Source organism: Neobacillus sedimentimangrovi, from assembly GCF_010614825.1.
In the GTDB taxonomy this organism is placed as follows: Bacteria; Bacillota; Bacilli; order Bacillales; family Cytobacillaceae; genus Neobacillus; species Neobacillus thermocopriae.
Map to the genome: position 1 here is coordinate 1 of NZ_JAAFZF010000004.1, position 25,866 is coordinate 25,866.

The 25,866-nt window shown below is 38.0% G+C and carries 24 protein-coding genes; 1 reads left to right on the forward strand and 23 read right to left on the reverse strand.

From position 1 onward, the window contains the following. On the forward strand, positions 1 to 123 hold a 123-nt coding region (locus tag GZA11_RS02890; RefSeq protein WP_163182820.1), incomplete at its 5' end, for an IS3 family transposase. Between the two features lie 51 nt (positions 124 to 174). Here GZA11_RS02890 and GZA11_RS02895 read toward each other — a convergent pair. The 23 genes from GZA11_RS02895 to codY form a co-directional block, all read right to left on the reverse strand. Then, positions 175 to 1,413 (reverse strand): M16 family metallopeptidase, encoded by a 1,239-nt coding sequence (locus GZA11_RS02895; RefSeq protein ID WP_038541179.1) that lies wholly within the window; start codon positions 1,411 to 1,413, stop codon positions 175 to 177. 97 nt (positions 1,414 to 1,510) lie between these two features. Then, positions 1,511 to 2,458 carry a polysaccharide deacetylase family protein gene (locus GZA11_RS02900; RefSeq protein ID WP_038541176.1) on the reverse strand — a complete coding sequence of 316 codons (948 nt, stop codon included), beginning with the start codon at positions 2,456 to 2,458 and terminating at the stop codon, positions 1,511 to 1,513. A gap of 122 nt (positions 2,459 to 2,580) precedes the next feature. Next, positions 2,581 to 4,698 carry a polyribonucleotide nucleotidyltransferase gene (pnp, locus tag GZA11_RS02905; RefSeq protein WP_038541172.1) on the reverse strand — a complete coding sequence of 706 codons (2,118 nt, stop codon included), beginning with the start codon at positions 4,696 to 4,698 and terminating at the stop codon, positions 2,581 to 2,583. A gap of 235 nt (positions 4,699 to 4,933) precedes the next feature. Continuing rightward, entirely contained in the window at positions 4,934 to 5,203 is a 270-nt protein-coding gene (gene rpsO, locus GZA11_RS02910; protein WP_038541169.1) for a 30S ribosomal protein S15, read from the reverse strand. Between the two features lie 170 nt (positions 5,204 to 5,373). Further along, on the reverse strand, positions 5,374 to 6,327 hold the full coding sequence (gene ribF / locus GZA11_RS02915) for a bifunctional riboflavin kinase/FAD synthetase (protein ID WP_038541166.1): 954 nt from the start codon (positions 6,325 to 6,327) through the stop codon (positions 5,374 to 5,376). Positions 6,328 to 6,383: 56 nt separating this feature from the next. Beyond that, the gene (gene truB, locus GZA11_RS02920; RefSeq protein WP_038541163.1) at positions 6,384 to 7,298 is read right to left on the reverse strand and encodes a tRNA pseudouridine(55) synthase TruB; all 915 of its coding nucleotides are present in this window, start codon (positions 7,296 to 7,298) and stop codon (positions 6,384 to 6,386) included. Positions 7,299 to 7,493: 195 nt separating this feature from the next. After that, entirely contained in the window at positions 7,494 to 7,865 is a 372-nt protein-coding gene (rbfA, locus tag GZA11_RS02925) for a 30S ribosome-binding factor RbfA (protein ID WP_038541158.1), read from the reverse strand. A 16-nt stretch (positions 7,866 to 7,881) separates the two neighbouring features. Further along, positions 7,882 to 8,163: a DUF503 domain-containing protein gene (locus GZA11_RS02930; protein WP_038541155.1), complete on the reverse strand. Its 282-nt coding sequence runs from the start codon at positions 8,161 to 8,163 to the stop codon at positions 7,882 to 7,884. Then, positions 8,160 to 10,436, reverse strand: coding sequence for a translation initiation factor IF-2 (gene infB, locus GZA11_RS02935; protein ID WP_038541151.1), 2,277 nt, complete (start codon positions 10,434 to 10,436; stop codon positions 8,160 to 8,162). The genes GZA11_RS02930 and infB overlap by 4 nt, the downstream gene beginning before the upstream one ends. A 19-nt stretch (positions 10,437 to 10,455) precedes the next feature. After that, entirely contained in the window at positions 10,456 to 10,758 is a 303-nt protein-coding gene (locus GZA11_RS02940) for a YlxQ family RNA-binding protein (protein WP_038541148.1), read from the reverse strand. Then, positions 10,755 to 11,039 (reverse strand): RNase P modulator RnpM, encoded by a 285-nt coding sequence (gene rnpM / locus GZA11_RS02945; RefSeq protein ID WP_038542265.1) that lies wholly within the window; start codon positions 11,037 to 11,039, stop codon positions 10,755 to 10,757. The genes GZA11_RS02940 and rnpM overlap by 4 nt, the downstream gene beginning before the upstream one ends. 17 nt (positions 11,040 to 11,056) lie before the next feature. After that, complete coding sequence (gene nusA, locus GZA11_RS02950; protein WP_163182821.1) at positions 11,057 to 12,181, reverse strand: transcription termination factor NusA; 1,125 nt, start codon at positions 12,179 to 12,181, stop codon at positions 11,057 to 11,059. Positions 12,182 to 12,219: 38 nt separating this feature from the next. Then, positions 12,220 to 12,690 (reverse strand): ribosome maturation factor RimP, encoded by a 471-nt coding sequence (gene rimP, locus GZA11_RS02955; RefSeq protein WP_038541143.1) that lies wholly within the window; start codon positions 12,688 to 12,690, stop codon positions 12,220 to 12,222. A 171-nt stretch (positions 12,691 to 12,861) separates the two neighbouring features. After that, complete coding sequence (locus tag GZA11_RS02960; RefSeq protein ID WP_163182823.1) at positions 12,862 to 17,187, reverse strand: PolC-type DNA polymerase III; 4,326 nt, start codon at positions 17,185 to 17,187, stop codon at positions 12,862 to 12,864. A 154-nt stretch (positions 17,188 to 17,341) separates the two neighbouring features. Beyond that, entirely contained in the window at positions 17,342 to 18,604 is a 1,263-nt protein-coding gene (gene rseP / locus GZA11_RS02965; protein ID WP_038541138.1) for an RIP metalloprotease RseP, read from the reverse strand. Positions 18,605 to 18,621: 17 nt separating this feature from the next. Next, positions 18,622 to 19,764, reverse strand: coding sequence for a 1-deoxy-D-xylulose-5-phosphate reductoisomerase (gene dxr, locus GZA11_RS02970; RefSeq protein WP_163182825.1), 1,143 nt, complete (start codon positions 19,762 to 19,764; stop codon positions 18,622 to 18,624). A gap of 31 nt (positions 19,765 to 19,795) precedes the next feature. Further along, positions 19,796 to 20,584 carry a phosphatidate cytidylyltransferase gene (locus GZA11_RS02975; RefSeq protein WP_163182827.1) on the reverse strand — a complete coding sequence of 263 codons (789 nt, stop codon included), beginning with the start codon at positions 20,582 to 20,584 and terminating at the stop codon, positions 19,796 to 19,798. Positions 20,585 to 20,612: 28 nt separating this feature from the next. Next, positions 20,613 to 21,389, reverse strand: coding sequence for an isoprenyl transferase (locus tag GZA11_RS02980; protein WP_038541128.1), 777 nt, complete (start codon positions 21,387 to 21,389; stop codon positions 20,613 to 20,615). Positions 21,390 to 21,627: 238 nt separating this feature from the next. Next, a complete protein-coding gene (gene frr, locus GZA11_RS02985) occupies positions 21,628 to 22,185 on the reverse strand; it encodes a ribosome recycling factor (protein ID WP_038541125.1) in 558 nt (185 codons plus the stop codon). Then, the gene (gene pyrH, locus GZA11_RS02990; RefSeq protein WP_038542262.1) at positions 22,185 to 22,910 is read right to left on the reverse strand and encodes a UMP kinase; all 726 of its coding nucleotides are present in this window, start codon (positions 22,908 to 22,910) and stop codon (positions 22,185 to 22,187) included. The genes frr and pyrH overlap by 1 nt, the downstream gene beginning before the upstream one ends. Before the next feature lie 123 nt (positions 22,911 to 23,033). Then, on the reverse strand, positions 23,034 to 23,918 hold the full coding sequence (gene tsf, locus GZA11_RS02995) for a translation elongation factor Ts (RefSeq protein WP_038541122.1): 885 nt from the start codon (positions 23,916 to 23,918) through the stop codon (positions 23,034 to 23,036). 252 nt (positions 23,919 to 24,170) lie between these two features. Next, positions 24,171 to 24,875, reverse strand: a complete 705-nt coding sequence (rpsB, locus tag GZA11_RS03000; RefSeq protein ID WP_038541119.1) for a 30S ribosomal protein S2 — start codon at positions 24,873 to 24,875, stop codon at positions 24,171 to 24,173. A gap of 191 nt (positions 24,876 to 25,066) precedes the next feature. Further along, entirely contained in the window at positions 25,067 to 25,846 is a 780-nt protein-coding gene (gene codY / locus GZA11_RS03005; protein ID WP_038541116.1) for a GTP-sensing pleiotropic transcriptional regulator CodY, read from the reverse strand. Between the last annotated feature and the right edge of the window lie 20 nt (positions 25,847 to 25,866).

A 25,866-nucleotide genomic window follows, 5' to 3' on the forward strand; every position in this document is an offset into this window, starting at 1 on the left:
GAAGAATTGAAAAAGAAAATCGAAAAATATATCGATTATTATAACAATGTGCGAATAAAACAAAAACTGGCTGGTATGAGTCCAGTTGAATATCGAATTCATACCAGCCAATTAATTGCATAATGAAAAACTCTAACTTTAAGGGGTCACTACCCTTTTAGGACATCCTCTTTTTTATGTTAATTTTTTCGGTAACTCACCATCCGGGCTGATTAAGGAGACAGAAAATTTGTCTGTAAAGACTTTTCTCGCCATTTCATCCACGCTTTCTTTTGTTACCGAGTCAATTTGTTCAATAATTTCATCAAGTGATCGGTGGCGCTTTAATAATAATTCGTTTTTCCCATTGCGGCTCATACGGCTGTTCGTGCTTTCAAGGCTTAACATTAAGCTACCTTTTAGCTGCTCTTTACTATTGGTTAATTCTTTTTCAGTAATTCCCGTTTGTTTTAGTTTTTCTAGTGTTTCTTGAATCGTATCAAACAAAATATCCAGCTGTTTGGCACCCGTTCCACCATATATTGTTACCATACCGCTATCTAAATAAGCAGAGTGATAGGAGAATACTGAATAGGCCAAGCCCCTTTGTTCACGAACCTCTTGAAATAACCTCGAACTCATGCTGCCGCCTAAAATATTATTTAATGTAATAAGACTGTATATATCTTCATGGCCAACTTTTAAACCTTCGAATCCAATGCAAAGATGCGCCTGCTCTGTTTCTTTCTTGCGGGAAATCCGATTCGAATGAAAAACAGGGGTACTTTCCTTGGCTTCCTTACTTCCTCCTTGATAGTAACCGAAATAATTCTCTACCTCTTTAATAAAACTTTCAGGTACATTTCCAGCAATAGAAACAACCACATTTTCAGGTGTATATCTTTCATGAATATAGTTCTTTAAGGATTCACCCGTAAAAGTGTTTAATGTTTCTTCCGTACCTAGGATAGGATAACCGAGAGGATGATCTTCGTACACAGCTCTTCCTAGCAAATCATGGACAATATCATCCGGTGTATCCTCGTACATTTTTATTTCTTCTAGGACAACATTTCTTTCTTTTATTAATTCCTCTTCTACAAAGGTTGAATTAAAGAACATATCTGCTAATACATCCAAAGCCATTTTGGAATGAGTGTCAAGGACCTTGGCATAATAGCAAGTATATTCCTTTGAGGTAAAAGCATTTACTTGGCCACCAATACTATCAAAGGATTCTGCGATTTCCTTTGCAGTTCTAGTTTTGGTACCTTTAAAGAACATGTGTTCAAGGAAATGGGAAATTCCGTTCGTTTGTTGATTTTCATTCCTTGAACCTGTTCCTATCCAGATACCGATCGCCACTGATCGTACGGTAGGAATTTGTTCTAATACGATTCTTACTCCATTTTGGCATGTGTATTTGTTTATCATCGATTTCCTCCTGTCTATAAACAGCAGATGCTACTATCCATTAGTTAATTATACCTACTATAACGATTTTCTCCAAATGTGAGATGTTACTTCCATCTTATTTCATGATTCTTTCTTCGTTCATTAATTCTGAAACCGTACCAATCGATAAATTCTTTTGTTTAATGGATGTGATTAATCGATCTAAAGATTTTGCCGTGGCATCGGTAGGATGCATGAGTACCATGGAACCTTTATCAATTTTTGAGATTACACGGTTTATAAGAACATCTGGGGATGGTTTTTTCCAATCTACTGTATCAACTGTCCACATGACGGTCTTCATGTTTAATTCATGTGCCACTTTAACTGTTTCTTCTCGATAACTACCACTAGGCGGTGCAAACCATTTTACTTTTTTCTCGGTAACTGCCTCGATAATTTCGTTAGTTTTAATCATTTGTTGTCTTGCCTGGGCAGCTGTCAATTTCGCCATATCCGGATGGGAATAGGAATGGTTGCCCACTTCATGTCCAGCATCAACAATCATTTTAGCTAGATCCGGGTTCTTCTTCACCCAATTTCCTTCAAGAAAAAAACTAGCCGAAACATGATGCTTCTTTAACGTTGCTAGCATATCTGTCAGATATTCATTCCCCCAAGCAACATTAATAATAAAAGAGACCATTGGTTTTTCCTGATTTCCCCTATAAATCGGAGCAGGAGGCAGGTCCTCCAAATGGACATTAGGCTTCCATTGGGTAAAGACTAATTTCTTTTCATCAAAATCGCCTTTTTTCTTCATATTTTTATAAGAGGCTTCTATATCAACCTTTAAGCCGTTATAACCAGGGATGGCCTTCCAAACTGGATCAATTTTTGCATCTATAGGCTTAATTTCATATGTATCTGCCTTTTTTTCAATCATCTGATAAAGTTTATCTGACTCATTAATAGCAGGCAGTGCGGTGAACTTCAGTGTGGAAACATATTTGTTTACCAATGGATTGCTTACAAATAACCATGCCATAATACAGATTATTATAATAATACTTACCCTCTTCATTCTACCTTTCCCCCTCTTCTATACAAATTATGTATAGAATGGACGAGGTAGAACGATGCTCATAATGAAATAGTCAGGGACATGATGGCCCCTGACTATTATTTTAAACGATGTTCTCAAAATTATTGTTTCTCTCCAGCCTTTTCTTTCTGTTCTTTTAGAACGGCTTTACGGGAAAGATTTACACGGCCTTGTTTGTCAATTTCGGTTACTTTGACTAAAATCTCGTCACCGATCTGAACTACATCCTCCACTTTTCCTACCCGCTCTTCAGCAAGCTCAGAAATGTGTACAAGCCCATCTTTTCCTGCAAAAATTTCTACAAAGGCACCAAATTTCTCAATGCGCTTAACTTTCCCAAGATAGATTTGTCCAACAACCACTTCTCGAACAATATCTTCGATGATTTTCTTCGCTTTTTCGTTCATTGCTGGATCACTAGAAGCAATAAAGATCGTTCCATCTTGCTCAATATCAATCTTAACGCCTGTTTCTTCGATGATCTTATTAATTTGTTTTCCACTAGGTCCAATGACATCACGTATTTTTTCTGGATTAATCGTCATGGTTAAGATTTTTGGAGCAAACTTGGAAAGCTCTGCTCTAGGCTCAGAAATAGTCGCAGTCATGGATTCCAAAATCTGCATTCTTCCTACTTTCGCTTGCTGTAAAGCCTCTTCTAAAATTTCACGAGATAGACCATCAATTTTAATATCCATTTGAAGAGCCGTAACACCTTTCGCGGTTCCGGCAACTTTAAAGTCCATGTCACCAAGATGGTCTTCCATACCTTGAATGTCCGTTAAAACGGTATAGTGCTCACCAGATTTGACAAGACCCATTGCGATACCTGCAACTGGAGCTTTAATTGGTACACCTGCATCCATCATGGCTAGTGTACTTGCACAAATACTCGCTTGTGAAGTGGAACCATTCGATTCCAGAACTTCAGATACAAGACGGATCGTGTATGGAAATTCCTTTTCAGATGGAATAACTGGTTCTAATGCGCGCTCACCAAGTGCTCCATGACCAATTTCACGACGGCCTGGTCCGCGGATCGGGCCCGTTTCTCCTACACTAAAGGAAGGAAAATTATAATGGTGCATAAAGCGTTTTTCTTCTTCAATTCCAAGGCCATCAAGAATTTGAACATCTCCCATGGCACCTAGAGTACAAATGCTTAATGCCTGTGTTTGACCACGGGTAAATAAACCTGATCCATGGGTACGAGGCAGAATACCTACCTGTGAAGACAATGGACGAATCTCATCAATCTTGCGGCCATCAGGACGTATTTTCTCTACGGTGATTAAGCGACGAACTTCCGCTTTAACAATTTTATCCAAAATCTGTTTAACTTGTTTTAGTACTTCCTCATCAGCTTCTTGTTCTTCGTATTGAGCCAACACTCGATTTTTCACTTCATTAATAGCATCTTCGCGAGCATGTTTCTCTTGAACTTGGATCGCTTTTATTAGATCCGCTTCACAGGCTCCCTTTACTTCTTCTTCAAGCTCCTTATCGATTTCATATAAGGTCACTTCCATTTTTTCTTTGCCGATTTCTGCGACAATTTTTTCCTGAAATTCTATTAAACGCTTGATTTCTTCATGACCGAACATAATTGCTTCAAGCATAACCTCTTCAGGAACTTCATCAGCGCCTGCTTCAACCATATTGATTGCATCTTTTGTACCAGCAACCGTTAAGTGAATATCACTTTTCTCTAACTGTTCTACCGTTGGATTAATGACAAATTCATTGTCTACCCGGCCAACTACGACCCCTGCAATTGGTCCTTCAAACGGAATATCCGATACACAAAGTGCTAAGGAAGATCCAAACATAGCCGCCATTTCCGTTGAACAATCCTGATCCACACTCATCACGATGCTAACGATCTGAACTTCATTTCGAAATCCTTCAGCAAATAATGGACGAATTGGACGGTCAATCAAACGGCTAGCCAAAATCGCCTTCTCACTAGGTCGCCCTTCCCGTTTAATGAAACCACCAGGTATTTTCCCAACTGCATATAAACGTTCCTCATAATTCACAGTTAATGGGAAAAAATCTAAATTTTTTGGTTCCTTTGAAGCTGTAGCCGTACTTAATACGGCAGTATCACCATAGCGTACCAAGACAGCACCGTTAGCCTGTTTTGCTAATTGCCCAATTTCAACAGTTAACTTCCGGCCAGCCCAATCTATGGAATACTCATATTTCTGTTGTTCCATATTTTTTGCCCCTCTCTATCTAAATCACTTAGGAGGATGATGCGAGTTACTTCGCAAAGATCATCTTTCTAAAAAGAAAATACATTATGATAAAAGCCTAATAAGCTTAATTTGTTATTAAAATTAATAATAGTATGCTCCAAAAGCTGTGAGATAAAAATATGTATTAAAGCGAATGATTCATTCTTCTTAAAAAAGCTAACAAAAAAGCGGGAAAATTCCCGCTTCTGTAATACTAACGACGTAGACCAAGCTTATTAATTAGCTCGCGGTAACGTTGAACATCTTTGTTACGAAGGTATGTCAAAAGATTACGACGTTTACCAACCATTTTTAAAAGACCGCGGCGTGAATGGTGATCTTTTTTGTGAGTTCTTAAGTGCTCGTTCAAATTGTTAATTTGTTCTGTAAGGACAGCGATTTGAACTTCTGGTGAGCCTGTGTCGTTCTCATGAGTTTTGAACTCATTAATGATTTGATTTTTGCGTTCTTGTGTGATTGCCATCCATATTCACCTCCTAATAATTCAATCCCCTATTACTGAGCAAGCGTCGGTGAATCGACTTGCCAAGCAATGGTTCATTTAATACGTATTTAAGAATACAATGTTTCTCTGCAAAATGCAAGCTATAACCATCAAAATATTACAGGAAATTCTTTTTGGATCAAAGACTTCTAGGATGTTTGTCGAACTTCGGCAAAATATTGAAGTGCTTTTTGCTTATCTTTCTCAATCTGGGTGACTAGTTCTTCAATCCCAGAAAATTTCTGCTCTTGTCGCAGGTAAAGGTGCCATTCAACCAATACCTCTTTTCCATAAATATCTTGATCAAAATCAAACAAATGCACCTCAACAGATTGCATGAAAGCTTCCTTATTAAAGGTTGGCTTGTATCCAATATTACAAACACCTGTATACCATTCATTATTAACCATCATTCTCACTGCATATACACCAGTAGGTGGAATGATATAATCATTTTCAATGTTAATATTAGCAGTCGGAAATCCTATTGTCCTCCCGCGTTTATCTCCGTGAACTACCTTTCCTCTCGTTGTATAAAATCTCCCTAGTAATGAAGGAAGCTGGTCCACTTTTCCTTCTTTTAAGAGGTTTCGAATTCTCGTGGAACTAACCTTTTCATTTCCTTCGCAATATTTTGGAACGACAGTAAAGGTAAATTGTTCCCTTGAGTGGAAAGGCAATGTTTCCATTGTTCCCTTACCCATTCTGCCATAAGTAAAATCAAACCCGGCAATTACATGTTTTACATTAAGCCCAATAATATATTGATCAACAAATTCCTGAGGAAGAAGGTTAGCAAATTCAGCTGAAAATTCAACGATAAATAAGTAGTCAATCCCCAATTTCTCAATTAATTTAATTTTTTCATTTAGTGGGGTAATATATCGAACATGTTTTTCTGTTTTAGATAATACGACAGAAGGATGAGGATCAAATGTCATAACCGCACTATGTAGGCCTGCAATTTTTGCCTGATTTTTTGCCTTAAGAATCACCTGCTGATGTCCACGATGGACGCCATCAAAATATCCTAGTGCCATCGCTAATGGAGGTAATACTTCCTTATTTATGTCTGGTGGAAAACTTAGCTTCTTTACTTCCAAATTGACTCTCACCTTTTCTATACCGCAACCTATTATTCTATAACTGTCAAGGTTCTCTATTCATTTCTTAATACCTTTACTGGCTTTAGAAGTCCTGGCTTGTTCGGATGTTTCTCATAAATCGCTAAAGCCAAGCCATCTGCCGTTTCAGCAATAATGGGTCCGTTAATTGATTTTAAATATGGAGGTTCTTTTAATAATGCACCATTTTTTACTTTCTCTGCTACTTTATCATTTATCCGCATTTTCGGCAAATGAGAAAGCGCCGATTCTAAAGGCTTTAAGATTTCATCTAGCCTTCCCTCTTCCATTTTATTTTCAATTTCTTCAAAGGTCAGGCAATCCTCCAATCTATAGGAAGCAGATTGCGTTCTTTTCAACCATGACATATGGGCAGGATATCCCAATCTTTCACCAATCATGACAGCCAAAGTCCGAATATAAGTCCCTTTACTGCATTGGACCTTAAAGCGAAATGTTATGGTTTCCCCTGAAAATTCTTTTCTCTCGTCAAGGAGTTCAATAGAATAGATGGTAATTTGGCGGGTTGGCCTTTCCACTTCTATTCCTTTCCTTGCGTATTCATAAAGGCGTACACCGCCAACTTTTACTGCTGAATACATAGGAGGGGTCTGCTGTATTTCCCCTTGCAATGATTGAAGGACTTGTTCAATTTCCTCACGAGAAATCGTTCGTTCGACTGCTTTTCGTTCAACCACTTCACCTGAAGCGTCTTCGGTTGTTGTAGAAAAACCGATGGTCACTTCTCCTTCATATGCCTTTCCAGCATCAGTGATATATTCAGCAATTTTTGTTGCTTTCCCGATACAAATAGGAAGCACCCCTGTTACATCGGGATCAAGCGTTCCCGTATGTCCTACTTTTTTCGTTTTTAAAATCTTTCGGAGTTTATAAACACAATCATGAGAAGTCATTCCTGCTGGTTTATATAATGGTATGATCCCTTCCATTCAATCTCTCCGATCTTATCATTTTATGAAAAAAGGATAGACAAATGTCTATCCACTTATCACGCATAAACGGGTAGTAATTCCCCTCCTATAACTTTAATGAAAAAGGTAGAAGGGGTGACTGCCCATTAAAGCAGAATTCGTTCAACTGATCATCAGCCGGTGGACAATGTCCCTGCTGATGAAAGTTTCATATTAATCTTCTTCATTTTTCTCCATTGGTTTTTCTTCAGAACGAAGTTGATGAAGAAGTGTTTCAATTCGATTTCCGTAATTAATGGATTCATCGAATTCAAAGATAATCTCAGGTGTTTTGCGCAGACGGATTCGATGTCCTATTTCGGACCTTATAAATCCTCTTGCTTTAGCAAGTCCTTTTAACGTATTTTCCTTTTGCTCATCATCACCTAAAACGGAGATAAATACTTTTGCTTGTTGAAGATCACCTGTGACTTGGACATCCGTAACTGTAACAAATCCAATACGCGGATCTTTTATTTTTCGTCCGATAATGTCACTTAATTCCTTTTTCATTTGTTCTCCAACACGATTCGGTCTGTGGCTCATCCTATTCACCTCTTATTTAAAGCCATTCGATTTCGGTGATTGTTCTTTCTATTTCTGGAAACGAGTCAATCATCTTTAAAGCCTTTTGCAGTTCTTGTTCGGTTGAAGTTTTCGACTGAGTAACACTCACAATGGCAATTTTTGTACGTTGCCAGATATCTTGATAGTCAACCTCAGCTACAGAGACATTATATTTCTGCTTCAACCGGCTAAGTATTCTTTGCAAAACAGCTCGTTTCTCTTTTAAGGAATGGGCATTGTAGATGATACATTCCACTTCGGCAGAGCCGATGATCATTTACGTTCCACTTCTTCCATTACATATGCTTCGATGATATCTCCTTCTTTAATATCATTGAAGTTTTTAATGGTAATACCGCACTCATACCCTTGTGAAACTTCTTTAGCATCATCTTTGAATCGTTTTAATGCGTCAATTTCACCCTCGAAGATGACAACGCCATCGCGAATGACACGAACTCCGCTGTCTCGAGTTATTTTACCATCTGTTACATAAGAGCCTGCGATCGTACCAACCTTTGAAACTTTAAAGGTTTGACGAACTTCTGCTTGGCCGATAACCTTCTCTTCATATTCAGGATCAAGCAATCCTTTCATGGCTGCTTCCATTTCTTCAATAACTTTATAAATGATCCGGTGAAGACGAATATCTACTTTCTCGGCTTCTGCAGCACGTTTTGCATTGGCATCTGGACGTACATTAAATCCAATCACAATAGCATTAGAGGCAGCAGCAAGGGTAATATCAGATTCAGTAATAGCACCTGTACCACTGTGAATAATTTTAATATTGACACCTTCAACATCGATTTTTTGCAAGGAAGCGGCTAATGCCTCTGCAGAACCTTGAACGTCAGCCTTTAAGATGACATTCAAATCCTTCATTTCTCCCTGCTTTAATTGTTCAAATAAATTGTCTAAGCTTACGCGAGATTTTTCACCGCGCTGTGCAGCAAGTGCTTGTTGCGCACGAGCTTCCCCGATTTGACGGGCTGTTTTTTCATCTTCGAAGACAACAAATCGATCTCCTGCCTGTGGTACTTCGTTTAAGCCGGTAATTTCAACCGGAGTTGAAGGACCTGCTTCTTTAACACGGCGACCCTTATCATTAACCATTGCACGTACACGTCCAAATGTATTTCCGACTACAATTGGATCACCGACTCTCAATGTACCATTTTGTACTAATAAAGTAGCGACAGAGCCACGTCCTTTATCAAGTTTAGCTTCGATAACTGTACCTAAAGCGCGGCGATTTGGATTTGCTTTTAATTCCTCGACTTCACTAACAAGTAAAATCATTTCTAAAAGGTTGTCGATTCCATCGCCTCTTTTTGCGGAAATAGGAACAAAGATGGTATCTCCACCCCACGCTTCAGCTACTAACCCATGTTCTGTCAACTCTTGCATAACACGCTCAGGATTTGCTGTGGGTTTATCTATTTTATTCACAGCAACAATGATCGGCACCTCTGCAGCTTTTGCATGATTAATAGCTTCTACTGTTTGAGGCATTACACCATCATCCGCTGCAACAACCAGTACGGTAATATCTGTAATTTGAGCACCACGAGCACGCATGGTTGTAAATGCTGCGTGGCCAGGTGTATCAAGGAAGGTAATTTTCTTACCATTCTCCACAACCTGATACGCACCAATATGTTGAGTAATACCACCAGCTTCTCCTTCGGTTACTTTTGTATTCCTGATCGAATCAAGTAAAGTGGTTTTACCGTGGTCTACGTGTCCCATAATCGTTACAACGGCAGGGCGTTCCTCAAGATCTTCTGGTGCATCTTCTGTGAAATAAACCTCTAGATCCGTTGTGTCTACTTTAATTTCTTCTTCTACTTCTACACCATACTCACTAGCAATTAATTCGATTGCATCTTTATCTAAATCTTGGTTAATAGTTGCCATAACACCGAGCAAGAATAGCTTTTTAATAATTTCAGAAGGCTCACGGTGGAGCTTCTTAGCTAATTCAGCAACCGTTAGTGACTCACTAAATGTAATTTTTGCAGGAAGTTCTTTTTCCTTTTTCTTTTGCGGTGCATTTTGCTGCTGTCCATGATTTTGCTGATTTTTATTCTTCTTATTCTGATTGTTACGATTTTGATGTTGATTTTTTGATTTATTTTTGCCCTTTTGGAAAGCTTTATTTTCTTTTGATTGGTATTCTTGTTCGTGCTTTTTACCCTCTTTATTTTTAGGCGCACCTGCAACTTTTACTTTGTTTGGAATAACCAAATGGTCGTCATCATCCTCAAAAGCTTTAGGTGTAGTTTTTGGTTGAACATCTGGTTTTTTAGCATGATTTTGTTGGATTTGACGTCCATTAGGCCGTTTTTGATTGGACGTATTTCCAGCTTTTTGTTGTTGGCCGCTTTCCTTTTTCGTATAAGCTGCATCTAGTTTCTTAATATCTGCTGCTTCAAGCGTAGCCATATGATTAGAAACCTCAATATTCATTTCTTTTAATTTAGTAATAATTTCTTTACTTGAAAGATTATGTTTTTTTGCATACTCATAAACACGCATTTTACTCATAATTTCACCCCCGCAAAATTTAATCGAGCAACGTTACCAATTTTTTGGCAAATCCATCATCCAAAACAGCTACAACAACGCGGGCATCTTTGCCAATTGCTTGACCAAGAAGATAACGATTTTCTACCACTTTTAATGGTACTTCATACGAATTACATTTATCTGTAATTTTTTTTGTCGTATTACGAGATGCATCTGCGGATAATAAAACGAGCTTTGCATTTCCCCTTTGGATCTGCTTAACGGTTAACTCCTCACCTGAGGTGATTTGACGTGCTCGATTGGCAAGTCCTAGTAATGACATCCATCGATTTTCTTTCATTTGGATGTTATGTTCTCCTTCTCGATCAGCTCTAGGAGCTCATCATAAATTGAATCACTAATAGGAACCTCTAAATGGTTTGATAAAATATTTTTTTTCTTAGCCAAAAGGACAGCCCCTTTATCTTTTGAAAGGTATGCACCTCTCCCGGATTTTTTACCGGTTAGATCGATGGATACATCGCCTTCTTTGGAGCGAACGATGCGAACGAGTTCTTTTTTCGGCTTCATTTCACCGGTTGCTACACATTTACGCATAGGAACTTTTCTTTTTTTGTTCACAGTCATTCCCCTCTCCTTTATTCGATTTCATCATCATTAAAATCGAAATCAGTATCAACCTGATCATCAAAAAGTTTAATTACCTCTTCACGTGGATAAATACCTAATTCACGGGCTTCCGTCTCTGATTTAATATCGATTTTCCAGCCAGTTAATTTTGCTGCAAGGCGTGCGTTTTGTCCACGCTTTCCGATTGCCAAGGAAAGTTGATAATCTGGTACAACGACTGTGGTTGCTTTTTCTTCTTCATTCACCATTACGTCCAGAACTTTGGATGGACTTAGGGCGTTCGCAACAAAAACAACTGGATCATCAGACCATTTTACAATATCAATTTTTTCCCCTTTAAGTTCATTAACAACCGCTTGAACCCTAGCCCCTTTTGGACCGACACAAGCCCCAACCGGATCCACTTCAGGATTATCAGAATGAACCGAAATTTTTGAACGGTCACCTGCTTCACGAGCGACAGATTTGATTTCTACTGTACCATCATAAATTTCTGGCACTTCAATTTCAAATAATCGCTTTAATAAGCCCGGGTGAGTACGTGAGACAAAGACTTGTGGCCCTTTCGTTGTTTTTTCCACTTTTGTAATATATACCTTAATTCGGTCATGCGGTTTATATCGTTCATTTGGCATCTGTTCATTCACAGGAAGCAATGCCTCAATTTTTCCAAGACTGACATAAATAAATTTAGAATCCAGCCTTTGGACAATGCCAGTCATGATATCCTCTTCCCGATCAATGAATTCAGAATAAATAATTCCTCTTTCGGCTTCTCTTACACGCTGAGTAACTACCTGTTTAGCAGTTTGCGCAGCAATTCTTCCGAAGTCCTTTGGAGTAACTTCCAACTCTACAATATCTTCAACTTGATAGTTCGGATTAATATTTCTAGCATCTTCAATAGAAATTTCCAGACGAGGATCAAATACTTCCTCCACTACTTCTTTACGTGCAAAAACCCTTATAGACCCAGTTTCCAGATTAAAATCAATCCTCACATTTTGGGCCTGGTTAAAGTTACGGCGATAAGCTGAAATAAGGGCTGCTTCAATGGCTTCAATTAAAACATCTCTGGAAATACCTTTTTCTCTTTCCAGCACAATAAGAGCATCTAATAATTCGCTGCTCATTTTGGTGTATCCCCCTAATCTTGTTTTATTTTGCATTCTTATGAAAAAGAGACAGCTAATCGAGCATTAGCTACTTTTTCATAGGGAATTTCAATTACTTTTTTTCTTGTTTTGATTTTCACTTCGATTTTCACGGTCTGGCCATCGAATTCCAGCAACGTTCCTTCGAAGCTTTTTTCACCATCAATAGGCTCATATGTTTTAATAAAGACATTTTTTCCAATCGCTTTTTCATAATCCTTTGGCTTTTTTAAAGGACGTTCCGCACCGGGTGAGGATACCTCCAAAAAATAATTATGAGGAATTGGGTCTGTTTCATCCAGCTTTTCACTAAGCCGTTCACTAACAATTCCGCAATCCTCAATATCCACACCATCGTCTTTATCGATATATACGCGAAGAAACCAGCTTTTTCCTTCTTTCACATACTCAATATCTACCAATTCCAAGCCAAGCTCCTGAATAATGGGCGCAGCTAGTTCTTCGACTACCTCTGTAATCTTGCTCATGCTATACCTCCTTTTTCACCTATTCCTATGTAGCAGCCGAAAAAGATTGTAAATACAATGAAATCCACTTTAAACAACACGAAAGAGTGGGAAAAATCCCCACTCTTGAACATGAGAGTATGTCTTAGTATTTCCAATAAAACTATAACATAACCAGCATCGATATGCAAACTAGAACAAAGAAAGCTGATTTTGTTCAGGAAGAGATTTTAAGCAGCCCTGTTTTTCCAAGTACTCCATAATGGTTTTCGAAACTTTCCCCCGCTGTTGCAGGTCTTCCTTAGAGAGAAATTCTCCTTCCTCTCTTGCTTTCACAATATTTATTGCTGCATTTGTTCCGAGACCAGGAATCGAATCGAACGGTGGAATTAATGAATTCCCTTCGATAATAAATTCAGACGCAGCTGATTTATATAAATCATAGTTTTGGAAACTGAATCCTCGTTCAGTCATTTCAAGGGCAATTTCCAATACGGTTAATAAGTTTTTCTCTTTATTGGAAGCTTCAAGGCCCTTTGCATTAATTTCTTCAATCTTTGCACGTATGGCTTCCGAACCACGTGACATTGTTTCTATATCAAAATCTTCTGCCCGAACGGTGAAATAGGCTGCATAATAATAAAGTGGCATATGCACTTTAAAGTAAGCAATCCGAACAGCCATTAATACGTATGCTGCAGCGTGCGCCTTCGGGAACATATATTTAATTTTTTTACATGAGTCGATATACCATTCCGGCACATCATGCTTCCTCATTTCTGCTTCCATTTCCTCTGTTAACCCTTTACCTTTTCGGACAGATTCCATAATTTTAAAGGCAAAAGATGGCTCGAGTCCTTGGTAAATGAGATAAACCATGATATCGTCCCGACAGCCGATTACTTCACTTAATGTACAAATATTATTCTGGATTAATTCCTGTGCATTTCCTAACCATACATCTGTTCCGTGTGACAAACCTGAGATCTGAACCAACTCTGAAAAAGTTGTCGGCTTTGTATCTTCCAACATCTGACGCACAAAGCGGGTACCAAATTCAGGAATGCCAAGTGTTCCGGTTTTACACATAATCTGTTCAGGTGTTACACCAAGTGATTCAGTACCACTAAAGATTTTCATTACTTCAGGATCATCCACTGGTATTGTTTTAGGATCAATTCCACTCAAGTCCTGAAGCATTCTAATAACTGTCGGATCATCGTGCCCAAGTATGTCCAGCTTAAGGACGTTATCGTGAATGGAATGGAAATCAAAATGAGTTGTTCTCCATTCAGATGTTTTATCATCAGCAGGATACTGAATAGGGGTAAAATCGTATACATCCATATAATCAGGGATAACGATGATTCCACCAGGATGCTGACCAGTTGTTCTTTTAACACCAGTACAGCCAGAAGCAAGCCGTTCAATTTCAGCATTACGAAATTGTAGGTTGTGATCCTGTTGATAGGCTTTTACATAGCCAAATGCTGTTTTATCGGCAACGGTGCCGATGGTTCCTGCACGGAAAACATTGTCCTCACCGAACAGAACTTTGGTATAGTTATGGGCCCGTGGCTGGTATTCACCAGAAAAGTTTAAATCGATATCCGGAACCTTGTCTCCTTTGAAGCCAAGGAACGTTTCAAACGGAATATCATGGCCATCCTTCTTATACTTTGTTCCACATTTTGGGCAATCTTTATCAGGCAAATCAAACCCTGACCCAACAGATCCGTCATCAAAAAACTCCGAATGCTTGCATGACGGACATACATAATGTGGTGGCAAAGGATTAACCTCTGTAATTTCAGTCATAGTAGCTACAAAGGATGATCCAACTGATCCACGTGATCCTACAAGATAACCATCATCTAATGATTTTTTTACTAGTTTATGTGAAATTAAATAGATAACTGCAAATCCATGACCAATGATACTTTTTAATTCCTTCTCCAAGCGGGCTTCAACAATTTCCGGAAGCGGGTCACCGTAAATTTTTCGGGCCATGGCATAACTCATTTCCCGTATTTCTTCCTCGGCACCCTCAATTCTCGGAGTATACAAATCGTCCTTAATTGGTTTAATCGGTTCGATCATATCAGCAATTTTATTGGTATTCGTGACAACAATTTCTTTTGCTTTTTCTTCTCCCAAGAACGAAAAAGCTTCCAGCATTTCATTGGTCGTTCTAAAATGGACATCTGGCAATTCGTGCCGATTCAGAGGATTGGCCCCGCCTTGCGAGCTAATTAAAATTTTCCGGTATATTTTATCATTTTCATTTAAATAATGAACATTACCTGTTGCCACTACTGGAATCCCAAGTTTATCCCCGAGGGCAACAATATTTTTTATAATTTGCTCTAATGCCTTTTCATCACGTACTAGCTCCATTTCTAGCAATGGGGCATAGACGGGTTTTGGCATGACCTCAATATAGTCATAGAAGGATGCAATGGACTCTACTTCATCTGGAGACTTTTGCATCATGCCTTCAAATACTTCTCCTTTATCACATCCAGAACCAACCAAAATGCCTTCCCGATATTTTTGTAAAACAGACCTTGGAATTCTCGGAACACGATAAAAATAATCAACATGAGAGATGGAAACTAATTTAAATAAATTTTTTAACCCTACCTCATTTTGTGCCAGCAAAGTACAGTGGAATGGACGGGCCCTCTGATATGCATTTCCTTTCCCCATATGATCATTAAATTCATCATGATAAGTAATTCCTTTTTCCGCAGCATCCTTTAACATTTTCACCAATAAATAGCCGGTTGCTTCCGCATCATAGATGGCACGGTGATGTTGGGTTAATTCGACATCAAACTTTTTCGCCAATGTATTTAAGCGGTGATTTTTTAATTCCGGGTACAGAAAACGTGCAAGTTCAAGTGTATCGATTACAGGGTTACTCGCTTTATCCAATCCTATCTTCTTAAAGCCTACATTAAGGAACCCCATATCAAAAGATGCATTGTGGGCAACCAAAATGGAATCTCCCATCCATTCATGGAATTTACGGAGTACTTCCTCTACTTCTGGTGCATTTTGCACCATATCATCTGTAATCCCGGTTAAATTGATCGTTGTAGCAGATAACCGGTGGTGAGGATTAGCAAACGATTCGAATCGGTCAATGATTTCTCCACCTTTTACCTTAACAGCAGCCAGTTCAATGATGGTATCATACACTGCCGAAAGTCCTGTTGTTTCCACGTCAAATACAACATAAGTGTCTTCAGCTAGTAATCGGTGGGCATCATTAAAGGTTATTGGTACGCCGTCATCTACTAAATTTGCTTCAACCCCATAGAGAATTTTCATATCATTTTTTTTACCCGCACTATATGCTTCCGGAAAAGATTGGACAACCGCATGATCCGTTATAGCAATGGCTTTATGCCCCCACTTTTTTGCTTGGGCAATAAGTGTCCCTACAGGGGTAACAGCGTCCATTTGACTCATTGGGGTATGCAAATGAAGTTCGACACGTTTTTCACCCTCAGGTGCTGTATCTTTGCGCTCGATTGGTTTGATTTCGTTAATATCATTACCAATCATCACAAGGTCGCGTACGAAGGTATCATTTTGAATACTTCCTCTAACACGGACCCACATCCCCTTCTTAACACGTTGAAAAAGAGCTGCATCCTCTTTATCCCGTGAAAACATTTTGACCATAATAGAACTTGTGTAATCGGTAATTTTAAAGGTTAAAAGGGAACGTCCGCTCCTAAGCTCGCGAATTTCTGTATCAAAAATGTATCCTTCAACAGTAACTCTTCTTTCTTCATCAACAATATCAATTAAACTGCGAAGATCACTGTCATCCTTAATCGTCAATCCAATGGATAGCGGACCTTCAGGGAGATCAGAAGTTGAAGCTTCATTTTCTTCTTCTTGTTTTTGCATTTCTACCATTGCCATTAAAGCCCGTTCTTGATCTTCTTTTTGCTTCGCTAATAAAAACTGTTCATACTCTTCGTTTTTCTCTTCCTTTTTCAAAGCAATATCAAATGAATAAGAAGGAAAACCGAATTTCTGGTAGGTATCTCCAATTATAGAACCATATTTACGTTTTAAAGCCAGACCTTCCGCTTCATTTCTTACAAAAACAGTTAATTTATTTCCTTTTACCTCTGGCATCTGCTCATTTAAAAGCTTTAAAAGTGGTGGAGAGATCCCATCAAGCTGTTGAATACAATGACTCCAATATTCCCTTACTAATTCCTCGGATGCTTGTTGATTAATTACCTTTATATCATAGGAAACTGTCGCAATATTGGAAAACGCCCTTTGAAGTTGGGTGGTAAAACGGGTATATACATGAAAGGGAAGAATGTTTTCAAGTAAAAAATGAAAATGCCATTTTCTCGCTTTTTTTTCTACGACTAATCGATCTATTTGTGCATTTTGAAAGTGCGATACCACAGCATCTTCTGTTAGTTGTAGCTGCTGGAGCAAGAGTAGGAATCGCTCTTTTTTGCCTAAGGCATGTTCGCTCAACCGACATCTCTCCCATCTATTAAGTAAAAACTATTCTTCTTTATATCAAAAAGATATTATACCATATTAATCTTAAATTTTCGGGGATATTCGACAGAAAAAAGTGAGCAAATATTTATATAAAAAAAGGAACCGCTATCAGGTTCCTTTTTTCTTATTTTAGGAAAAATCTTTGAATATCGTTCCATGTTACGACTAACATTAGAAGCATAAGAAGGGCAAATCCGATAAAATGAACCATTCCTTCCTTTTGACGGTCTATCGGCTTTCCTCTTACTGCTTCGACTGCAAAAAACATAAGTCTGCCACCATCAAGTGCTGGAATTGGTAATAAATTCATGATCCCCAAGTTAATGCTTAAAATGCCAGCCCATTTCATTAAATAAAAGATTCCAGACTTGGCTACCTCATCAGTAGAATAATAAATTCCCACTGGTCCAGACAAAGCATCAATAGAGAATTGCCCTGTTACTAATTTCCCTATCATTACAAAAATCTGTGTTGTCCAAAAATAAGTCTCTTTAGCGCCGGCTGTGACAGCTTGTATAGGCGATTTTTCTACAGGACTGAATACGCCGATAATTCCTATTTCTTGACCATCAACTGTTTTTGTATCTGGTGTTACGAATAATTCCATCTCTTCCCCATTTCGAATGATGGAAAATTCAAGCTTTTTATTTGGATTTTTACGGATGATTTCAACAACATCAGACCAACTGGAAATTTCGGAACCATCGATACTTTGAACAATATCCCCTTCTTTAAGACCTGCTGCTTTCGCTGCGCCATCGGGGGTAATCTCACCTAATTTCGGCTCGTTCGTTGGTACCCCCTGTAACAAAGCGATAAGAACAAAGACTACGAAGGCAAGTACAAAGTTCATCATTGGCCCGGCAAAAATCGCCATAAATCGTTGACCTAATGTTTTAGTAGCAAATTGTCTATCAAGTGGAGCAATTTGTGATTCTACTCCATTTTCAACAATAACTGCCTTAGGATCGATAGAAAAAGTTTGTAAATTTTCTTGATCATCATCCGGGTAACCTTTAATGATCAAATCTTTTTCAATATCTGCGTATTCTACTTCGACGATTCGGCAATCGGGATATTTTTCTTTATTGTTTAGAATAATTTTGGTGACTATTTCTTCCTTATTAAATAATAATCCAATACGGTATCCTGGTTTTATTTCAATCATTTCCGGATCTTCGCCTGCCATGCGAACATAGCCGCCGATTGGTAATAGACGAATATTATAGACGGTTTCTCCCTTTTTGTAGGAGAACACTTTTGGTCCCATACCAATGGCGAATTCTCGGCAAAGGATACCTGCTCTCTTGGCAAAAATAAAATGTCCTAATTCATGAAAGAAGACTAGTGCGCCAAAAATGACAATAAAGGCTATAACTGTCGTCAAAAATAAAACCACCTTTTTTATAGAAGTGACAATACATACTGCCTTGTTTCCCTATCTACCTCTTGAATTTGCTGCAGGCTTGGATTTTCAATTACATGGTGAGCAGTTAATGCCTTCTCAATCAAATCTTCAATTTGCAAGAAGCGAATTTTTCCTTCCAAGAATGCTGCAACTGCCGCTTCGTTTGCGGCATTTAAGACAGTTGGCATTGTGCCGCCAATTTTACCAGCTGTATAGGCAAATTGCAAACAACGAAACCTTTCAAAATCCATTTCTTGAAAATGAAGTTTTCCCACACTGGCTAAATTTAATCTATTAGCTGACGGAAGAGGGATCCTGTCTGGATAGGTAAGCGCATATTGGATCGGAACCCTCATATCCGGAGTTCCAAGCTGAGCAATAATGCTTGAGTCATGAAATTCTACCATCGAGTGAATAATACTCTCTTTATGAAGTAAAACCTCAATTTTTTCAAAAGGCATTTGGAACAACCAATGTGCCTCTATCACTTCTAACCCTTTATTCATCATAGTTGCAGAATCGATGGTAATTTTTGCCCCCATTGACCAGTTTGGATGGTTAAGTGCCTCTTCAACCGTAACATTTTCTAATTCATTTCTTGATTTATCACGGAAACTTCCTCCAGAGGCTGTTAATATTATTTTTTCTATATTCTTCTCCTTTTCTCCTTGGAGAGCTTGAAAAATAGCAGAGTGTTCACTATCAACAGGTAAAAGTGTGACCTGATTTCTTTTGGCAGCTTCGATAATTAAATGCCCTGCGGTTACTAGTGTTTCTTTGTTGGCAATTGCAATCGTTTTTCCGCACTCAATCGCTTGTAAAGTAGGATTTAGTCCTACACTTCCGATCACGGCATTTACAAGAATATCTGACTTATCATATACAGCAGTTTCAATTAGTCCTTCCTCGCCATATGTACATTTTATATGAGGAAATTCTGATTTTAATGAATAGTAATCCTGTTGATTTTGTACACATACAAGTTCAGGTTGAAATTCGTTGATTATTTTTCGTGCATATGGAATATTTTTACCAACAGAAAAAGCTGTTAATTGAAACTCTGAGGGATGCTCTCGGATGATGTCAATCGTCTGGGTTCCTATTGAACCAGATGCCCCAAGTAAACTGATTCTTTTCAAAACTGTCAACTCCTAATATTCACACACAAACTTACCAAAGATGGAAAAAATGCAGTAATGGCAAAACAAATAATAAACTGTCAAATCGGTCCAAAATTCCTCCATGTCCTGGTAAGATGTTTCCCGAATCCTTTACACCAAAATGACGTTTATAGGCGGACTGGACAAGGTCCCCAATTTGTCCAAAAATTGATAGTACAATCGTTATCCCAATTAATGAGATGGTTGTTGCATTGATATCTGTCAGCAAGCTAAAAATGATTGCAACTAAAACGGCGCAAACAATCCCGCCGATTGATCCCTCTACGGTTTTATTGGGACTAATTTCTGGCCAAAGTTTTTTCTTGCCCATTGCCTTTCCAACAAAATAGGCTCCAGAGTCTGTTGCCCAGATCAGAAATAATGAATACAAAATATAAACAAGACCTGCTTCACGAGCTTCCATGAAGAAATAAAATCCTATTCCAACATAAATGGCCGAGAGCAGAGAAAAAGCAGCCTCTTCAAATGTAAATCGATTTTTTGTTATTACTGTATAAGCTAATAATAGGAGGATACATGCAATCCCTAGCTCTGTTTTAGAATAATAAAATTCATTAAAATAATTTTCGTATTGCGGTGGAAATAGCAATACCCATAAAAATAAAAGGGATAAGAACCCATTAGGTGAAAATATAGTAAGTTTTTTCATCTTAAATAGTTCATAAAGTCCAATACTCGCGAGTAAATACGTTAAAATCACGAATGGCAGTCCGCCAAAGTATACGATGGGTAAAAAGAGAGCTGCTGCGATGATTCCTGTTAAAATTCTTTGCTTCATCTAATTGTTCAACACCTTTTATTGCTATTTAAATGCCTCCAAACCGACGCTGGCGTTTTTGAAAAGATTCAATTGCATCAAGCAAATGCTCTTCCCTAAAATCCGGCCATAAAACGTCTGTAAACCAGAATTCCGAATAGGCCAATTGCCAAAGCATAAAATTGCTCAAGCGAATTTCACCACTTGTCCGGATTAAGAGATCTGGATCTGAAAAATCGGATGTCATTAGATAAGAAGAAAACGTTTCTTCATCCAAATCTTTTTCATCTAGTATTCCTGATTTATAATCAATTAAGACTTCCTTTACCGCATCAATAATTTCAGCACGGCTCCCATAATTCAAAGCAAAATTTAGAACAAGACCAGTATTGTCTTTCGTTTCATTGATTGCCTTTTCAATGGCATTTAATGTATGGACAGGCAACTGATCTTTATAGCCCATCATTTTCACTTGAACGTTATTCTCCACTAGTTCTGGAAGAAAGGTATCTAAAAATTCTTCCGGAAGCTTCATGATAAAATCTATTTCATTTTTTGGCCGTTTCCAGTTTTCTGTTGAAAAAGCATATAGTGTTAATGTTTTGATTCCCAATTCATTGGCCAGCATCGTTGTTTTCCGAACAACCTTCATTCCTTCATGGTGCCCGGCAACCCTTGGAAGGGCTCTTTTTTTAGCCCAGCGTCCATTTCCGTCCATAATAATGGCTACATGTTCAGGGACGGGAAGTTTTTTTATTTCTTCTATTTTATCTCGGAGTGTGGAAGAGTTATTTTGGTTCTTCCAAATCTTTATTTTATTTAACATAACATTGCTCCTCCAAAATAGTTTTCAATTCCTCCGATAATAAATTGATTATGCGAATGGATATGTAATATATTAATTCATGCTTTTATCATATCAAAAATGCAAGAAGATATCTCTTTTTATACTTATGTAAATTATAATCAATTAAGAATAATGTTCAAAATTCTTTATTCCTAGCTATAATATGAACTGCCTAGATAGTGAAAAAAACCCCCTGAAAAGAGGGTCTCATCACAAATTAAATTTCCATAATTTCCTTTTCTTTCTCTTTTGTTAGTTGATCGATCTTCTGAATATGTTCATCTGTCAATTTCTGAATATCATCAGAATATCCACGTAATGCGTCTTCTGTAATTTCACCATTTTTTTCAAGTTTTTTCAACTCGTCATTGGCATCACGGCGAATATTTCTGATCGCAACTTTTGCATCTTCTGATTCTTTTTTTGTCACTTTAACTAGTTCTTTACGACGTTCTTCTGTTAATTGCGGGATTGTAATTCTGATAACAGATCCGTCACTTGTTGGGTTTAATCCTAAATCGGATTTTAAAATTGCCTTTTCAATGTCACTGATAATTGATTTATCATATGGCTGGATCACAAGGAGACGTGGTTCTGGTGTGGTGATTCCAGCTAATTGGTTCACTGGTGTTGGTGCTCCATAATAATCCACTGTCACTCTATCTAGAAGAGACGCATTGGCTCTACCTGCACGAATTCCAGCAAGTTCACGAGTATAAGCTTGAATTGCTTTTGTCATACGTTCTTTAGCTGAGCTAATGACTTGTTTCGGCATTATTTTTTCCCCCTAACAATAGTTCCAATTTTTTCACCCATAACTGCCTTTTTAATATTGCCCTGTTCCATAATAGAGAAAACAATTAGCGGAATATCATTATCCATGCATAAAGAGGAGGCAGTTGAATCCATAACCTGTAGACCCTCTTTTAAAACATCTAAAAATGAAAGATCATCATATTTTTGGGCATTCGCATCAACCCGAGGATCTGCAGAATAAACACCATCCACATTGTTTTTCGCCATTAAAATAACTTCCGCATCAATTTCTGCAGCTCTTAAAGCAGCAGTAGTGTCTGTCGAAAAGTAAGGGTTTCCTGTCCCAGCGGCAAAAATGACGACTCTTTTCTTCTCCAAATGTCTTATTGCACGGCGTCTAATATAAGGCTCTGCAACCTGCCTCATTTCAATAGAAGTTTGTACCCTTGATTCAACCCCGAGATGCTCAAGGCTGTCTTGGAGAGCGAGTGAATTCATGACCGTAGCCAGCATGCCCATATAATCAGCAGTCGCACGATCCATGCCCATTTCACTGCCAATTTTTCCACGCCAAATATTACCGCCACCAACTACAACTGCAACCTCAACACCAAGATCTGCTATTTCTTTTACTTGTGTGGCAATCGATTTTATAATAGAAGGTTTAATACCAAAGCCCTCTTCACCAGCAAGGGCCTCCCCGCTCAATTTTAATACCACGCGTTTATATTTAGGATTGCTCATATAAACCTCCAGATCGTATGTATTATCATAATCTTTACCTTTAAAAATAGGGAACACATTGTGTCCCCTATTATAAATGAATTAATGCAATCTTGAATATTCGAGTAGTCCGAGAATCGTTGACTATTTTTTATTCACTTGGTTCATAACTTCTTCAGCGAAGTTATCTTCGCGTTTTTCGATGCCTTCGCCTACTTCATAACGAATGAATTCACGAATTGTTGCACCTTTTGATTCCACGAATTGGCGAACCTTTTGATCTGGATTTTTAACAAACGCCTGGTCAAGAACACAAACTTCTTCAAAGTATTTTCCTAGGCGGCCTTCAACCATTTTAGCAACAATGTTTTCTGGCTTACCTTCATTTAATGCTTGTTGAGTTAATACTTGACGCTCATGTTCTACTTCTTCTTTTGATACTTGGTCACGAGACACGTATTTTGGATTTAATGCTGCGATATGCATGGATACATCTTTTGCAGCATCTGCATCAGTTGTACCTTCAAGAACAGTTAATACGGAAATACGTCCGCCCATGTGAATATATGCACCAAAAGCATCGTTATCTGTTTTTGAAACTACTGTAAAGCGGCGAAGAGTAAGTTTTTCTCCAATTTTTGCAATAGCAGCATTAATATGTGCTTCTACAGTTGAACCATTTTCCATAGTTTGGCTTAATGCCTCTTCAACAGTAGCAGGTTTGTTTTTTAGAAGATGCTCAGCAAGCTCTTTAACAAGAGTTTGGAAAGCTTCATTTTTTGCAACGAAGTCAGTTTCAGAGTTTACTTCAAGGATTACCGCATCGTTTCCTTCTGTTAAAATAGAAGTCAAACCTTCTGCAGCAATACGGTCTGCTTTTTTTGCAGCTTTTGCAATACCTTTTTCACGAAGGTAATCGATTGCTTTATCCATGTCGCCGTTTGTTTCAGTAAGCGCCTTTTTACAATCCATCATACCAGCGCCAGTTTTTTCACGAAGTTCTTTGACCATTTGAGCAGTAATTGCCATAATCTTTATTTCCTCCTTAATTTACCTATGTATATTTAGCTTTACCAACAAGTGCCAAGATAAACTCTAGTTCTTTAAAAAAAGGTGATAAAGGGTCTCCCTCTTATCACCTTTTTAACAGATCAAACTATTAGATATGTCTAGTTGCAGAAACCATTGGCTCAAGGTCATAAGCCTATTCTTCCAAAAGGTTAAAAATCAACCTTTTGGCCGATACAACTAGTGCTTATTACCAATAACCAGTTTGCTTTATTAAGCTTCTACTGCTACCTCTTCACCTTGTTTTGCTTCAAGGATCGCATCTGCCATTTTACTAGTTAATAGTTTAACTGCACGAATTGCATCGTCATTAGCAGGGATTACAACATCGATTTCATCTGGATCACAGTTTGTATCAACAATTCCAACGATAGGAATATTTAATTTCTTCGCTTCAGCAACTGCGATACGCTCTTTACGAGGATCGATAATAAATAATGCATCTGGAAGTTGCTTCATTTCTTTAATACCGCCTAAGAATTTTTCAAGGCGTTCTTGTTCTTTCTTTAATTGAACAACTTCTTTCTTAGGTAATACTTCGAAAGTACCGTCTTCAGCCATTTTTTCAATTTCTTTTAAACGGCCGATACGTTTTTGAATGGTTTCAAAGTTTGTTAAAGTACCACCTAACCAACGTTGGTTTACATAGAACATACCAGAACGTTCTGCTTCTTCTTTCACAGAATCTTGAGCTTGTTTCTTTGTACCAACGAAAAGAATTGTTCCTCCGTTAGCAGCAAGTTCTTTTACCCAGTTGTATGCTTCTTCAACTTTCTTAACAGTTTTTTGAAGATCGATGATGTAAATACCGTTACGCTCCGTAAAGATGTATTTTTTCATCTTAGGGTTCCAACGGCGAGTTTGGTGTCCAAAATGTACACCAGCTTCAAGCAATTGCTTCATTGAAATAACTGACATGATTTTTCCTCCTAATGGTTTTGATTTCCTCCGCTTGCCTCATTTTTAAGCAGAAACTGTATAAACAGCACCATCTACTTAAATCAACAAGCGTGTGTAATAACACCATGAAATAATATAGCATAGACAATATAAACAATCAAGGATTAGCACAAAAAAATTCCCAGTCTACACTGGGAATCTTATTTTTCTTAGTGAGATTTAAGCTTTTCTAACTCAACTAGGAACTTATCATTTAGAACTTTAATATAAGTTCCTTTCATACCTAGTGAACGAGACTCAATTACTCCTGCACTTTCAAGCTTTCTTAATGCATTGACAATAACTGAACGAGTAATTCCTACACGGTCAGCGATCTTTGAAGCTACTAATAGACCTTCATTACCATTAAGTTCCTCAAAAATGTGTTCAATCGCCTCAAGCTCACTGTATGATAAAGAGCTGATTGCCATTTGTACAACCGCTTTGCTTCTAGCTTCTTCTTCAATTTCTTCAGATTTTTCACGTAAAATTTCCATACCAACAACCGTTGCCCCATATTCAGCAAGAAGAAGGTCATCATCATGGAATTTCTCATGCAGACGAGCAAGAATAAGTGTACCTAAACGCTCACCGCCTCCGATAATTGGGACAATTGTTGTAAGTCCTTCACGGAATAAATCTCTGTTCTCAACAGGGAAAGCCGTATATTGACTTTCAATATCAAGATTTGAAGAGGTTTCGGTAATATTGAATAAACTTTTTGTATATTCTTCAGGGAAACGACGTTCCTCAAACATTTTTTTCATTCTTTCATTTTCAATCTGCTGATAAATAGAGAATCCTAATAGTTTTCCACGGCGGCTGACAATATAAATATTAGACTCAATGATCTCACTTAAAGTATCAGCCATTTCCCTAAAGTTTACTGGCTTTCCTGCTGATTTTTGAAGTAAAGCATTAATTCTTCTAGTTTTTGAAAGTAAGTCCATTTTTTCTTCCTCCTAATTAA

What these genes read in the sequence shown, in the direction of transcription:
- GZA11_RS02895 (WP_038541179.1), bottom strand. Translation starts at nt 1,413, where the DNA reads ATGATAAACAAATACACATGCCAAAATGGAGTAAGAATCGTATTAGAA.
- GZA11_RS02900 (WP_038541176.1), bottom strand. Translation starts at nt 2,458, where the DNA reads ATGAAGAGGGTAAGTATTATTATAATAATCTGTATTATGGCATGGTTA.
- pnp (WP_038541172.1), bottom strand. Translation starts at nt 4,698, where the DNA reads ATGGAACAACAGAAATATGAGTATTCCATAGATTGGGCTGGCCGGAAG.
- rpsO (WP_038541169.1), bottom strand. Translation starts at nt 5,203, where the DNA reads ATGGCAATCACACAAGAACGCAAAAATCAAATCATTAATGAGTTCAAA.
- truB (WP_038541163.1), bottom strand. Translation starts at nt 7,298, where the DNA reads ATGGAAGGGATCATACCATTATATAAACCAGCAGGAATGACTTCTCAT.
- rbfA (WP_038541158.1), bottom strand. Translation starts at nt 7,865, where the DNA reads ATGAGCCACAGACCGAATCGTGTTGGAGAACAAATGAAAAAGGAATTA.
- GZA11_RS02930 (WP_038541155.1), bottom strand. Translation starts at nt 8,163, where the DNA reads ATGATCATCGGCTCTGCCGAAGTGGAATGTATCATCTACAATGCCCAT.
- infB (WP_038541151.1), bottom strand. Translation starts at nt 10,436, where the DNA reads ATGAGTAAAATGCGTGTTTATGAGTATGCAAAAAAACATAATCTTTCA.
- GZA11_RS02940 (WP_038541148.1), bottom strand. Translation starts at nt 10,758, where the DNA reads ATGAAAGAAAATCGATGGATGTCATTACTAGGACTTGCCAATCGAGCA.
- nusA (WP_163182821.1), bottom strand. Translation starts at nt 12,181, where the DNA reads ATGAGCAGCGAATTATTAGATGCTCTTATTGTGCTGGAAAGAGAAAAA.
- rimP (WP_038541143.1), bottom strand. Translation starts at nt 12,690, where the DNA reads ATGAGCAAGATTACAGAGGTAGTCGAAGAACTAGCTGCGCCCATTATT.
- GZA11_RS02975 (WP_163182827.1), bottom strand. Translation starts at nt 20,584, where the DNA reads ATGAAGCAAAGAATTTTAACAGGAATCATCGCAGCAGCTCTCTTTTTA.
- GZA11_RS02980 (WP_038541128.1), bottom strand. Translation starts at nt 21,389, where the DNA reads ATGTTAAATAAAATAAAGATTTGGAAGAACCAAAATAACTCTTCCACA.
- frr (WP_038541125.1), bottom strand. Translation starts at nt 22,185, where the DNA reads ATGCCGAAACAAGTCATTAGCTCAGCTAAAGAACGTATGACAAAAGCA.
- pyrH (WP_038542262.1), bottom strand. Translation starts at nt 22,910, where the DNA reads ATGAGCAATCCTAAATATAAACGCGTGGTATTAAAATTGAGCGGGGAG.
- tsf (WP_038541122.1), bottom strand. Translation starts at nt 23,918, where the DNA reads ATGGCAATTACTGCTCAAATGGTCAAAGAACTTCGTGAAAAAACTGGC.
- rpsB (WP_038541119.1), bottom strand. Translation starts at nt 24,875, where the DNA reads ATGTCAGTTATTTCAATGAAGCAATTGCTTGAAGCTGGTGTACATTTT.
- codY (WP_038541116.1), bottom strand. Translation starts at nt 25,846, where the DNA reads ATGGACTTACTTTCAAAAACTAGAAGAATTAATGCTTTACTTCAAAAA.